The organism is Microcoleus sp. CAWBG58, assembly GCF_020883045.1.
Lineage (GTDB): Bacteria > Cyanobacteriota > Cyanobacteriia > Cyanobacteriales > Microcoleaceae > Microcoleus.
The window spans coordinates 20,307-33,472 of sequence record NZ_JAHRFA010000014.1 but is presented as its reverse complement, the minus strand read 5'-3'; the positions used below and the strand labels follow the sequence as shown (position 1 = coordinate 33,472).

Annotated in this window: 13 protein-coding genes; 5 read left to right on the top strand and 8 right to left on the bottom strand. The window is 44.7% G+C overall.

Annotation, left to right across the window (positions count from 1 at the left end; translation table 11 throughout):
• Positions 1 to 28: 28 nt before the first annotated feature.
• Positions 29 to 1,453, top strand: a complete 1,425-nt coding sequence (locus QZ918_RS08600; RefSeq protein WP_293333489.1) for an aspartate ammonia-lyase — start codon at positions 29 to 31, stop codon at positions 1,451 to 1,453.
• A gap of 67 nt (positions 1,454 to 1,520) precedes the next feature.
• Here the strand turns inward: QZ918_RS08600 and QZ918_RS08595 are convergent, their stop codons facing one another.
• Positions 1,521 to 1,802: a hypothetical protein gene (locus QZ918_RS08595; protein ID WP_293333486.1), complete on the bottom strand. Its 282-nt coding sequence runs from the start codon at positions 1,800 to 1,802 to the stop codon at positions 1,521 to 1,523.
• Between the two features lie 38 nt (positions 1,803 to 1,840).
• Between QZ918_RS08595 and QZ918_RS08590 the strand changes: the two genes are divergently transcribed.
• Positions 1,841 to 2,167 carry a hypothetical protein gene (locus QZ918_RS08590; protein ID WP_293333483.1) on the top strand — a complete coding sequence of 109 codons (327 nt, stop codon included), beginning with the start codon at positions 1,841 to 1,843 and terminating at the stop codon, positions 2,165 to 2,167.
• On the opposite strand, the gene QZ918_RS08585 is transcribed toward QZ918_RS08590, so the two are convergent.
• Positions 2,164 to 2,367, bottom strand: a complete 204-nt coding sequence (locus tag QZ918_RS08585) for a hypothetical protein (RefSeq protein WP_293333480.1) — start codon at positions 2,365 to 2,367, stop codon at positions 2,164 to 2,166. The two genes, QZ918_RS08590 and QZ918_RS08585, sit on opposite strands and share 4 nt — an antisense overlap.
• A 74-nt stretch (positions 2,368 to 2,441) precedes the next feature.
• Between QZ918_RS08585 and QZ918_RS08580 the strand changes: the two genes are divergently transcribed.
• The gene (locus QZ918_RS08580) at positions 2,442 to 3,410 is read left to right on the top strand and encodes an Npun_F2552 family protein (RefSeq protein ID WP_293333477.1); all 969 of its coding nucleotides are present in this window, start codon (positions 2,442 to 2,444) and stop codon (positions 3,408 to 3,410) included.
• 394 nt (positions 3,411 to 3,804) lie between these two features.
• Positions 3,805 to 4,761 (top strand): class I SAM-dependent methyltransferase, encoded by a 957-nt coding sequence (locus QZ918_RS08575; RefSeq protein WP_293333474.1) that lies wholly within the window; start codon positions 3,805 to 3,807, stop codon positions 4,759 to 4,761.
• A gap of 678 nt (positions 4,762 to 5,439) precedes the next feature.
• Here the strand turns inward: QZ918_RS08575 and QZ918_RS08570 are convergent.
• The gene (locus QZ918_RS08570) at positions 5,440 to 6,903 is read right to left on the bottom strand and encodes an Ig-like domain-containing domain (protein ID WP_293333471.1); all 1,464 of its coding nucleotides are present in this window, start codon (positions 6,901 to 6,903) and stop codon (positions 5,440 to 5,442) included.
• Between the two features lie 141 nt (positions 6,904 to 7,044).
• Between QZ918_RS08570 and QZ918_RS08565 the strand changes: the two genes are divergently transcribed.
• Positions 7,045 to 7,323, top strand: a complete 279-nt coding sequence (locus tag QZ918_RS08565) for a hypothetical protein (protein ID WP_293277405.1) — start codon at positions 7,045 to 7,047, stop codon at positions 7,321 to 7,323.
• A 200-nt stretch (positions 7,324 to 7,523) separates the two neighbouring features.
• On the opposite strand, the gene QZ918_RS08560 is transcribed toward QZ918_RS08565, so the two are convergent.
• The 5 genes from QZ918_RS08560 to QZ918_RS08540 form a co-directional block, all read right to left on the bottom strand.
• Positions 7,524 to 8,330: a WecB/TagA/CpsF family glycosyltransferase gene (locus QZ918_RS08560; protein WP_293333468.1), complete on the bottom strand. Its 807-nt coding sequence runs from the start codon at positions 8,328 to 8,330 to the stop codon at positions 7,524 to 7,526.
• Positions 8,331 to 8,450: 120 nt separating this feature from the next.
• A complete protein-coding gene (locus QZ918_RS08555) occupies positions 8,451 to 9,524 on the bottom strand; it encodes an NAD-dependent epimerase/dehydratase family protein (protein ID WP_293333465.1) in 1,074 nt (357 codons plus the stop codon).
• 58 nt (positions 9,525 to 9,582) lie between these two features.
• The gene (locus QZ918_RS08550) at positions 9,583 to 10,836 is read right to left on the bottom strand and encodes a glycosyltransferase family 4 protein (RefSeq protein ID WP_293144936.1); all 1,254 of its coding nucleotides are present in this window, start codon (positions 10,834 to 10,836) and stop codon (positions 9,583 to 9,585) included.
• Positions 10,837 to 10,984: 148 nt separating this feature from the next.
• Positions 10,985 to 12,145, bottom strand: a complete 1,161-nt coding sequence (locus tag QZ918_RS08545) for a glycosyltransferase family 4 protein (protein ID WP_293144933.1) — start codon at positions 12,143 to 12,145, stop codon at positions 10,985 to 10,987.
• Position 12,146: 1 nt separating this feature from the next.
• Positions 12,147 to 13,028 (bottom strand): glycosyltransferase family 2 protein, encoded by an 882-nt coding sequence (locus QZ918_RS08540; protein WP_367275290.1) that lies wholly within the window; start codon positions 13,026 to 13,028, stop codon positions 12,147 to 12,149.
• Positions 13,029 to 13,166: the final 138 nt, after the last annotated feature.

The window sequence follows — 13,166 nt, the reverse complement described above, 5'->3', positions numbered from 1 at the left end:
ACTTCCTAATTATCGCAAACCAGACGACATGACTCAACAGCCAACCATCACCTACCGCACCGAAAGCGACTCGATGGGAGACAAACAAATCCCATCTACTGTTTACTACGGCATCCAAACTCTGCGCGCCGTTGAAAATTTTCCAATTAGCGGTATTAAGCCTTTATCAACTTACGTCGATGCTTGCGTTTTAATTAAAAAAGCTACCGCGATAGCTAACGGTAAACTCGGCTGCATTCCTGAAGATATCAGCGCCGCACTGATTAAAGCTGCTGATGAAGTTTTAGCCGGAAATTTACGCGATCAATTTGTCGTTGATGTCTACCAAGCAGGCGCCGGAACTTCTCACCACATGAACGTCAATGAAGTTCTTTCCAATCGCGCTTTGGAAATTATGGGCGATGAAAAAGGTAACTACAAGCGCGTTAGTCCCAACGATCACGTAAACTACGGTCAATCAACCAATGATGTGATTCCAACTGCAATTCGGATTGGCGGATTGTTGGCTTTGGAAAAAACTTTGTTCCCGGCTTTGTCGCAGGCGATCGCATCCCTGGACAAAAAAGCCTTAGAATTCCACAATATCGTCAAATCCGGCCGCACTCACTTGCAAGATGCCGTCCCCGTGCGACTCGGCGAAACCTTCCGCGCTTGGGCACAGATTCTGAGAGAACACAGTGCCAGAATTGCCACTGCTTCCGGAGATTTAACATCCTTGGGATTGGGCGGAAGTGCTGCGGGAACTGGCTTAAATACTCACCCAGAATACTGCGAAAAAGTCGCTCAAATTCTTTCGGAGTTAATCGGAAAACCCCTGAAACCAGCACCGCATTTAATGGCAGCAATGCAGAGCATGGCGCCCTTTGTTAATGTCTCCGGCGCCATCCGAAATCTCGCTCAGGATTGCGTTAAAATGTCCCACGACTTGCGTTTGATGGACTCGGGGCCAAAAACAGGTTTCAAGGAAATTCAACTGCCTCCGGTGCAACCTGGTTCGTCCATTATGCCTGGGAAATACAATCCAGTGATGGCAGAAATGACATCGATGGTGTGTTTTCAAGTCATGGGTTACGATAGCGCGATCGCCCTAGCAGCCCAAGCAGGACAATTAGAATTAAACGTGATGATGCCCCTGATCGCCTACAATCTGATTCACAGCATCGAAATTTTGGGCAACACCATCAGCGCCCTAACAACCAAATGCCTCGACAAAATTGAAGCCAATGGCGATCGATGTCTCGCCTACGCAGAAGGCAGTCTCGCCCTCGTTACCGCCCTCAATACTCACATCGGCTATCTCAACGCCGCCGCCGTCGCCAAAGAATCTCTCGAAACCGGCAAATCTTTGCGGCAAATTGTGCTGGAACGCGGTTTAATGAGTGCAGAAGATTTGGCAACAGTTCTGGATTTGGAGAAAATGAGTGCGATGCCAGTATCTTCTGCTAACGTTTAGGCGATCGCAGGTATAAGCCAATGCCCTTGGGAGAAGAAAACCGGCGGTTAAAATTACATTATTTTCTTCAGTCCACGGAGGTGGACTTCGTTTGTTTAGACGCGGTTTCAACCGCCGTCTTCGTTTGTTTAGACGCGGTTTCAACCGCCGTCTTCGTTTGTTTAGACGCGGTTTCAACCGCCGTCTTCGTTTGTTTAGACGCGGTTTCAACCGCCGTCTTCGTTTGTTTAGACGCGGTTTCAACCGCCGTCTTCATTTGTTTAGACGCGGTTTCAACCGCCGTCTTCGTTTGTTTAGACGCGGTTTCAACCGCCATCTTCGTTTGTTTAAACGCGGTTTCAACCGCCATCTTAATCTTTTCAACTCTAAAGTTTGGGAGCAATATTTATGCGCGCAGGTTCCTTTGGCAAAGTAACTCAAGATAAAGAGAACACCACTCAAGTGACATTTCATTATGTGGAAGGTCACACGGAAACCTTTACTGTTCCGATGCCTGCACAAGAATTTCAAGAGGAAGTGCTAAATTTGTTAAATCAACCTTGGTTGACTTTTCATCTAGTCGATCAAACGGTTTTTATCTGCACGGCCCGGTTGGTGAAAGTGGAAGTTAAACCTGCTATCCCGGAACTTCAAGGTCAAGGAATTTTCTCTAACTCCCTGCGAGTTAGTACCATGCAGCGGGCTGCTTCTGGCAGATTGCCGATGAATACTTAAACTTGGTAATTGGTAATTGGTAATGGATAATTGGTAATTGGTACTTGGTAATTGGTAATCACGAAGTAAAAAAATACTAATAATCCATTTCTCCTGCCAATTCCCGATCGCCAATTACCCATTACCAATTCCCGATTCCGAAAAAAAATTAGTTTAAAGCCGGAACCCCGATCGGGAGAAATTAAAAGAACACGATTCATTACTCCAATCCTCTTCCTTCTTTTGTCAACTGTCAACTGTCAACTGTCAACTGTCAACTGTCAACTGAATCATTATGTCTGCCGTTAGTTTAATTCGGGCCAATTCATACGATCGCCAAAAACTCCAAAAATCCTTAGAAAACCTGCTCGCACCCTTGGGCGGAATGTCGGCTTTTGTCAAATCGGGCGATCGAGTTTTACTCAAACCCAACCTCCTCACAGGTGCTCGCCCTACCAAAGAATGCGTCACCCGCCCGGAATTAGTTTACTGCGTAGCGAAAATGGTCATCGAAGCGGGCGGCAAACCGTTTTTAGGAGACAGTCCCGCTTTTGGTAGCGCCATGGGTGTCGCTAAAGCCAACGGTTATTTGCCACTGTTGGCAGAACTAAATTTGCCAGTAGTAGAGTTTAAAGGAAAACGCTACGAAACAGTCAGCCAAGATTTCAACCATCTCCGACTTTGCAAAGAAGCAATGGAAGCTGATGTGGTGATTAATCTGCCAAAACTCAAATCTCACGTTCAATTAACCGTCACCATGGGCGTCAAAAACTTGTTCGGCTGCGTCCCCGGGAAAATGAAGGCTTGGTGGCACATGGAAGCTGGCAAAGATAGCGCCAGATTCGGTCAAATGCTGGTAGAAACGGCCCGGACAATTAACCCAAATTTGACGATTTTGGATGGGATTATCGGTCACGAAGGTAACGGGCCCAGCGGCGGCGAACCTAAGTTTTTAGGAATTTTGGGCGCGTCCAGTGATGTGTTTGCTTTGGATCGAACTTTAGTAGAAATTATTAATGTCGATCCAGCAATGGTTCCGACTGTAGCTGCGGCGATGAGATTGGGACTGTGCTCGAATTTGGAGGAACTCGATTTTCCACTGTTGCGCCCGGAAACTCTCAAGGTTGTCGATTGGAAGTTACCAGAAAATATGATGCCGATCGACTTTGGGATGCCTCGGGTGATTAAGTCAGTGTTCAAGCACCTTTATACCCGGTTTGTCACAGAAAATAAGGGAATAAGTGTGTTTTTATCGGAGAAGTGACAAAGCAAGTTAAAATAATTTCCACATTTTTGGGCAGTGGCTCAAACCCTCATTCTATCGTGGGAATTTTAGCTGCCCAGAAAGCCCAAACCCTATCCTAGCCTGATTCCTGACTAAAACCTGTCCTGAGTAGTGAAATTAAATGAGTTATGTTAAATAAGACGTTAAGCTAACAACCATGCCGGAGAAATGTGTTTCTGAAGCCTCATAATTTTAGGGTAATCATCTACTGTGTATCAGAACACACAATTTTCAACTGCGATAACTGATTTCATGATGTAAACTGCAACTCCGGTGGTTATCAGTACATCAAGTCTGTAAAATAAGGAGAACTCCAATGCAAACTCAGAAGCCCTTAAGTCCTACTGTAGTTTCCCTTATATCGGGACAGAGTATGAAGCCCTGGTTATTCATCCCGGGTGATTGGCGAAGACCTGCAAATAAAGAGTCATTTCAATTGTACTGGTGTCAAAAATCACAACTTGGATGCCTCCATCCTCTACCAGAACTCGATCAAATTGAGAGCTTCTACGACATCGACGATTACTATACTCACCATGCAGAATTTACCGACTCAGAAGCACCCTCTTCTATTTCCTTCTTCGATAAATTGCGGACGCATCTAGCTTGGCGTTTCGATAAGGGAGTAGATGTCACCACTCAATGGTGGAAACAGCAGTTCGGGACTTCTTCTTACTCGATATTAGAAATCGGTTGCGCCAATGGCAAACTGCTGGAAGAATTCAAATTGGATGGTCACAAAGTCTGGGGAGTAGAACCAGATAGACAAGCTTTGCGTTTCGCCGAGGAACGAAATCTTGATGTATATTATGGCACTGCTGAATCTTTGCCCCCGGAAATCACGTCGAGAAAATACGACATGATTATTATGAACCACGTACTGGAACATACCATAAATCCTTTACTGGCACTCCGCAATACCATGGAGTTGCTCGCGGAGGGCGGCAAATTGGTGATGGAAGTACCAAATAACTCGTGTAGGGCGCTAAAAGAATCAGGGATTGCATGGCTCCATCTAGATGTGCCAAGGCATTTTTATTTCTTCACACCGGAAAGTTTGCGCGCTATCTGCGAACAGGTGGGATTTGAGGTAATTTCTACCGAGTTTAATGGCTACTATCGCCTATTTACTAACGGTTGGATCGAGGATGAAAGAAAAATTTTGAATGCGCTCGATTCAAGGCAATCTCCTGGGATGGTAAAGCCCAAAGCAAACAGTAAACTCCAAGCTTGGAAGTTACTACTGAAAACATTTCTGGCTCCCGACGAAAAAAAATACGATTCAGTCAGAATTGTTGTACAAAAGCCATATTCAACAGTTGACAGTTGACAGTTGACCGCTTGACAGTTTGAGAGCGACCTCTACCTACAAGGAAGAGGATTGGAGTAATGAATAGTCTGATTTTAATTTCTCCCTCAAAGGGAGAGGCTTTCAACCAATTCTTTCTGGTAAGAGTGAAGGAAGGACAATAAAGCTTTGAGAAGTTCTTAGTACCTTGAGAATTTCAGTAGCGAGGCTTCCCATTACCAGAGACAGGACTTACGCATGATGGACGGGTGCATCTAACTTGGGCAATTAGGTCTTTTTTGCCTTAGTGCTACTTTCCCCGCATAGCCAAGCTTCTATAAAGCGATCGCAACCGATGTAGCATTATTCAAACAAAACTGAGATTCTCCCCTGACGCACCAACCCTACATACTGTGTGAAACTCCGGGTGGTTTCCTCAAATATTTTCGGTGCGTCACCCTATGAAATTTTCGATGTTTTTTGGCGATGGCTCCACACCATACAAATACGGCATTGCATAAATTTGGGAATTGCTATTATATATATAGCGCTTCTCAGAAAAGTGAGGTATGCCCTATGCCCTATGCCCTATGCCCTATCCCCTATGCCCTATCCCCATGAGTACCTCATCTTTTTGAGAAAGGCTATATAATGATTATTGTCGAAACTTTGTCCTAAAAGAAAAACGAAGCCATGAAAAAATTAGGAGTCTCGATTTGTTTAGGGCAGCCAGCGAGGGCGGAATCCTTTTAAAGGCAAGTCTTCGGCTGATGGAGAATTATTAGATGCCGGTGCGTTTTTTAAGTTTAAAAGTATGAGAGTTGAAGAGGCGATCGCACTTCCGCCATCTGTTCTCAAATCTCCTGCGACTGGTTCTGATTTCTTGACAACTACCCGATCTAACAGCAATTCTAACCCGTCCGGAGACAAACTCATTTTTGTCTCCACCCGATCTGGCAAAACTAACAAGGGTTTTACTTTAAATGTCTGCAAATCAATTGCTTCGAGGGTGAGTTGTTCGGAAAACTCTTTCCCTGGCTTGCGCCTGGTTAACAAGCAGTAAAGCTGAGGATTTCTGGGGTCAAACTGACAGTTGATGAATTCTCCGGCGGTGCGGATTAATTCTTTTTGCAATCCCTGGTTGGTTACTAAAAAGATTGACTGCGTAAAATCGCTATTGTACTTGAGCATTGCCGATTCTCTGCCGTCGGGAGTGAAGCTGAATACTCTCCGAAAAGATGGTATGAATTCTAAAGGTTTGACGTTTGGTGTTAGGGATAAAATGGCGATGCCGTCGGCTTGCGGGTTTGCTAGGGTTGCGCTGTCTGGGGCGATCGCAAATTCTCCTGCGGGATGACTTAACAACCGCTGCGGCACTACCGAAGTTTGCGATCGCACTACCCACAAACCAATGTCCTCTGCATTGCCCCTCTTTGCTCGCTGAATCGCGATCGCCTTGCCATCAGGAGACAGATCGAATTTGAGATTTTCATAGTCTTGATTGCCTAAAATCTGCTGAATGCTGCCAGGTTTTTGAGCCGGATCGGAACTTCTGCCTGTAGTGACGGCATACAAGGATTGTTCGTACAAACCAGGCTGATATTTTGACCATTCGCTAGCAGAAAATAAAATGCGATCGCCCGCCGGGTAAATTCTATAATCTTTAACTACTAAATTTTCAGGAGTGAGGATGATTTTTTGTTTGCGGGTGAGATTGTAAAGAATTAACCGCCCTTTTTCTGAGGCTTCTGTGCCAGTGTAAACAAAAGCTCGATCGGGCGTGCTAAATTGACTGACAAACGGTGCGATCGCCTTTCCTTGTTTGTCAGAACCTAGTTTTTCCCGCGCTTGTTGCAAAGAAATTGTATAAGTGCGATCGTACTCAGGAGGCGCGATCGTAGTATATACCAACCGCCGTCCCGACCAACTAATTTTTCCCGGCAAAGGAGGCTCGACGTGCAGGTTTGCTTCAACGCTTGCACGATCCATCGGGCGGCCAAAAGTCAGGACAAAAGCCGTATCTCTCGCCCCTACTTGTTTGTTTTCCCAGCTAAAAGCGCGCACTTTCGGTAAAGATCGATCGCCCACAGCCAGCAAAAACCCGATCGCGAAACTCAGCAATACAATCAATGATACAGCCGTGCGGTCGATCGGCTCGAACCTTTTTAATTTTCCCACAAACATACAAAAGCCTGAATTTAGACTAGACTTATTCCCAAACTTGTTTCAATACAAACAAGCAATCTCAAATAAAAGTTAAATTTTATGCGATGCCTCAAATCAGTCTGTTAAACTAATATTTTTCCCCTCTACTCGAAAGCGATCGTGAACAAAAACCTACTGACTGTACTGGGATGCTCCGGTTCTTTAAGCTTAATGCTCTTCGCGGTAAATCCCGCCAATGCTAGCGCCCCAATTGCCCCAAATTTCAGCATCGAGCGCAATGGCGAAATATCTGCCAGTCCAGCAGACATAAATCAAGACGAAACCCAATCCTCGCTGCCAGAAATCAACTCTGACAAAATAGGAGACCTCGCCCTCATAACTTCAGGCTGCAACTGTGCTGGCTGTCGAGTTCAAGTCCCCCAAACGATCGAACAATGACGGCTGCTAGTTCCTCAGCAATCTAAATAGCAAGTTACAAAGCAAGCAAAACAAAAATCCCAGAAAACAACCCATTAATTCTCGATTTAAATCGTCACAAGTTTAAAGTTGCCAGTTAAAATAATTATTTATTATTTCTACTTTCGGCTTGTGGCTTTTTATTGGTCAAAACTGACCATTTACAACAGAACAGATAAAATTCAACCATACAATACTTCTTCCACAGGCGGCGTGGCGTCTTTGGGGTCGAACTCTTTTAATTTGAAAGCTTGCAGCAAAAACAGCCAGATATAAAGCGGATTCAACAAAACATACCGCTGCCAGAGGCGTCGGGGTTCCTTCATCAGCCTAAACAGCCATTCCAAACCTATCTTAGATAAAATCTCGGGAGATTTAGCCAAATTACCTGCATGAAAATCGTAGGCCGCACCTACAGCAATCAGCGGCATTGATATCTCATCCCGGTATTCGTAAGCCCAGACTTCTTGTCGCGGACAGCCCAAACCTACAAAAGTAATGGCTGCACCGCTGTTGCGAATTTGCAGCGCAATTTCCTTTTTCTCTTCCGGCGAAACGTGCCTAAATTTAGAAGGCTGAGTTCCAGCAATAATTAACTTGGGATAAAGTTGGCAGAGATTGCGAGACAAAGCCTCCAGTACAGAAGCATGAGAACCGTACAAATAGATAGATAATCCTTCTTCGGCCGCACGTTCGCAGATTTCTAACATCGCATTCGGCCCGCAAACTCGATCGGGCAATCCCGTATTGTAGAGCAAATTTAACGCCCACCTTACCGGTTGTCCATCCGGCAATACTAAGTCAATGTGATTGAGCCGATAGCGGTGAGTGCTGTCAAGAACCCCTGTCATTACCCCGTGCACCGCTAGAGCCGAAACTGAAAGTGGTTTTCCGGCGTTGGCTGCCGCAATAATTTTGCTGACAGCCGCTTCATAATTCAGGGCATTTACTAATATGCCTAGTACATTCTTTTTCCCGAGATCGATCATAGAACACCTCTGTAAGCCAACAGCCGTTACAGTCATAAATCTCCTGTAGGATTTGTTTAACGTTGTATTCAATCTTTACCAAAAATGCCAGCAAATTCTTGTTGTTACTGCTCAATCCTTCTAACCCTGTTTCAGCCAACGCTCGCGGTTACATTCATAAATCTCCTGTAGGATTTGTTTGACGTTATATTTCATTTTCCAGTCAGGATAGTGACTGGAAAATTTTGAGTTGTCGCTAATCCACCAAATGTGATCGCCAATCCGATTCCCTTCTGCATATGTCCAATTAAATTTGCGTTCCGCAATTGCCTCGCACATCTGAATGGCTTCTAACATGGAACAATTGCTATATCTGCCTCCTCCTGTATTATAAACTTGGGCGCTTCTGGGAGCTTTATAAAATTCATAAAAAGCAGAAATTAAATCAGCACTGTGAATGTTGTCGCGGACTTGCTTGCCTTTGTACCCAAAGACGGTGTAGGGAGTTCCTGTCACGGCGCACTTCATCAAGTAGGCGAGAAATCCGTGTAATTGAGCTCCCGAATGATTGGGCCCAGTCAGACATCCACCCCTAAAACAAGCCGTATTCATATTAAAATAACGACCGTATTCTTGAACTAAAATATCAGCGGACACCTTAGACGCACCAAACAAACTGTGCAGGCACTGATCGATTGACATATCTTCCCGAATCCCACCTTCGTAAGTGTGACCTGGTTCAATTTCCCACCTGTGTTCTAATTCAATTAAAGGTAATTTGTTGGGCGTATCGCCGTATACTTTGTTGGTAGAAGTAAAAATGAAAACGGCTTTGGGACAGTACAAGCGAGTTACTTCTAAAAGATTGAGAGTACCGTTAGCGTTGACGGTAAAATCTATTTTAGGAGCGCGGGCAGCCCAATCATGGCTGGGTTGGGCGGCTGTGTGAATTACTAACTCGATCGACTCGCCATACCGCTGAAAGATATTGGTAATCGCTTCATAGTCGCGAATGTCCACATCTAAATGGTAATACTTTGTTCCCAGTGATTTTTCGAGTTGTTGGCGGTTCCAATTAGTAGAACCATCAGCACCAAAAAAGAACTGACGCATATTGTTGTCGATGCCAACGATGTCGAAACCTTGTTGGGCAAAGAATTTACAAGCCTCGGATCCAATTAAACCCGCCGCTCCAGTAATAATTGCAACGCTCACGTTTCACCGCCTAAAAAATATAGTTTTCTGTGTTTTGTGCGATCGCACAAATCAGAAGTTATCCTGATTTGCCTTGGAATACATCTTCGCACAATTCGGCGCACAATTCTTCGCACAATTCGGCAAAAAATTTACCTTTTATATTCCAATCATATATTTCCCTGACGCGCTTTTGACCGGCTCGACCCAAGCGATATCGCAATTCACGATCGTGCGCTAAACACACTATAGCTTCTGCTAGACCTTTCGTCACATTTTCTGGGTCGGTAGCCTTGACTTTAATGCCAGTTTCAGCAGTCACTTGAGTCGCGGGCCCACCTAAATCCAAACAAATCGTAGGACGCCCAACCCCCATCATTTCAGTACAAACAAAACCTCCCGAGTCGTGCAAACTCGGATGGAGGAGAACATGAGACTCGCCCATTTTTGCAAGAGTTTCAGTACGCGGTAAAGCTCCCCAAAATAATACTTTATTTGCCAATCCTAATTCTGTTGCCAAAGCTTCTAAACGCTGCCTTTCCGGGCCGTCTCCCACAATCCAGTATTCCGATTCTTCCACCTTCGCCTCCGCAAATGCACGGAGTCCCAAGTGTACTCCTTTCCAGTGTAATAGACGACCGACACTAATAAATCTAATTGGTCGATCGGGCGGGGTTGGAAATTTTTCTAGTTCCTCAATTTCCTGCTGGGACAAACCGACTTGGGAGAAAATTTTCACATTTTTTGCTTTGAGAAATCGCAGTCGAGCTGCTGTTTCTTCGGTAGTTGCTAGGGCGACGGCACTGCGGCGCGCTGTCAGCCCCACAAACGGATCGCGTTCTCCTACGCTTTGAGCTAATGCTCGCAGTGTTTCATAAATTTTGCCCCGGCGGCTAAAATCTTGCCAAAAAGGCTTTGGTGCTGCTTCTGCACCCCCGACAGGCCCCCAAATAAAAGGATGTGGTAACAGTGCGAGGAAACTTGGCGACCAATGTTTAACATAAGTTACGTGGTGTACTATGTCAAAACCGATTTCGCGATCGAGCTTTCGAGCGATAAAATAAGCCCAGAGTTGCCACAGATAGTAGTGGAGTTGCAGCAATCCCTGTCTCCCCTTCCAATCTTCGCTCCACCCAAACGGATCGAAATAAACAAAGTGCAGGTTAGGCACTGGATTGCGTTCTAGTTCTGCTTCAATGTACGATCGACAAAACGTCCGAGTAAATACCCAACTTTCGTGATGTTTGGCAGATTGGATAACAGTATTCCATCCAACTCCCTCTTCAGAGCCTAGATTTGGTTCGCAAGCAAACGCAGATAATAGAACTTTCATTTGTTATTTTGTAATTTGGCAAAGAGGGAATTGGGCATCGGGAATTGGGAATTGGGCATCGACTAAACAGGGCATTGGAGGTAGAATGGGGAAGTTATTGCTAACCAATAACAACTGTCAACTGTCAACTGTCAACTGTCAACTGACTTCACCTCTTCCCCATTAGAAAAGATGTAACTTCGACATAAGCTTTAGCTGCTGTTTCCGGAGATTTTTGAGAAATTAGCTGTCGCGAACACTCTCCCATAGACTCAATTAAATCGGGACTATCTAAAAAAATCTGCATCTTTTCTGCCAACTCCTGGGCATTGTTAGGATCGAAAATATAACCGTTTTCCCCAGACGCAATTAACTCACAGGAAGCTGCACCATTAGAACACAATACAGGTTTTCCAAACACCATTGCTTCCGGTACAACCATACCCCAGACATCCTCAAAAGTAGGAAAAACAAAAATATCAGCCAACTGAAAATAAGTTCCCAAACTTTTGTAGTCAACCCATCCCACCCAGTTTACTTGCTCCGGGAAATCTTGCTTTTTAATAAAAGCTTCCAACTCCTCTCGCTGGTCGCCCTTGCCAACAATTAGTAAAGTATAATCAGAATATCCTTGCTTTTTGAGCATGGCACAAGCTTCTAACAGCGTCTTAATTCCTTTTCTAGCTGTGATCCGTCCCACATATAAAAAAACTGGGTGTTTGATATCTAAATTTAGCGGCTTGGTTGCGGTCAAAGGTTTCAGCAGCGTTTCTGCATCGGGAACTAAATAAGTTCTCGTAAAAACTTGCTCTTCGGGTGCATCGAGAACTTCCACCAAATATCTTTTTCCAGCTTGGCTGTTAGAAACAAAAGCATCGGCAAACTTAGCTAAAATGCGTCTGGCGAATGTCCGAAAACTCGAATCTCGAAAATCTGTGTTTGGGGAACTCCCGTCATAAATAATTGCAACTCGCCATTGACAAAACGGTTTGAGGAGAATTACCAAGACAGTCCACAAAGAAAAAGCTTGAGGAAAAACTACTTGCGGCCTAAATTTGAGCAAATGACCGATGATGCTAGGCGACACTGCGATGAAACCGCGATCGTATCCTGTTTCGATCTTTTCTGTCTCGACAAATTTAGTCTCTCCTACCAACTTAATTGCTGATGCTCCCGGTAGCGTCGGATCGAACCCCGACCAAACGCGACCAGTATAAAATACAGTATTTTTATATACCTTTGTAAATTCTCTTAATACAGGCTGCCAATATGCACCCAATTCTACTTCTGGAACCAGCCAAGCGACGCGCAAATCATCTCCATCAACCATGCTATTCACCTTCAGTTTTATTTTTAGTGAATCCCAGCTTGCTTAAAACTGAAAACCAAACTAACCTTCTGTAAGGTAGCAACCAATACACTGGCCAGAATAAACCACCGTGACGGCGAGCAAAAACTTTCCATTCTTCCCAGGGTTGAAGGGTAGCATCTTTAAAAGCTAAACCCTTGGGTTGGTTCATTTTTTTCAAGCCTTCACTCATATTGGCAGCGGCTGTTGTGGTTGACTGCGGATTGAGAGAACAGGTTCCTTGATAGCCTGGAGCTATCCAAACTGTACAGCCTTTTTGTCGGGCGCGCAGGCCGTATTCCCAATCTGATAGATAATGAATAAAAGCTGGATCGAGATTGCCAACCAGTTGAACTACGCTGCGGGGAATTAATACACAATTACCATTCATGCTGTCACAAGGTTGAGGTAATTTTGTTGGCTGAAGGAAGCGAAATTTAAAGGGAAGTAATGGGGTAATCTTGACTATACCGCCGTATGTAAAATCACCGGTTTCTGGATCGCGAGTAGAGCCGGCAACGATCGCCTTTTTTTCTCCTTTTTTAATTAGCTCGCTACTGGTGGCGAGCAAGTCGTTGAAAGCTTCTGGTTCTAGCACGGTGTCGTCGTTGAGCCAGACATAGTAGTCCGGATCGTCTTTCATAGCTTCGCTGAAAGCAACCCGCATTCCTCCATTCCAAAATAAGTTACCATCTCCCGAAAAAATCTTGACGTGAGGGTATGTTTGCTGTATTACTTCTGCTGTGCCATCAGTGCTACCATCATCTACCAGATAAGCATTGAGTGCAATTTCCTTTGTTAATTTTTGCTTAAACAGCGACTCTAGAGTGGCCAAAGTCTTTAACTTGCGGTTATGGCAAGTCATCAGGACTGCTATACTTATCTGCTCCATCTATATCAAATATTGGGCTGTTTGTGCAAAATTGGTATAAAACTGTCCTCGCGCGATCGACAATGCCGATCGCAGGCGAGTCCTATTCAATTATTAACTTAATCTGTCGCA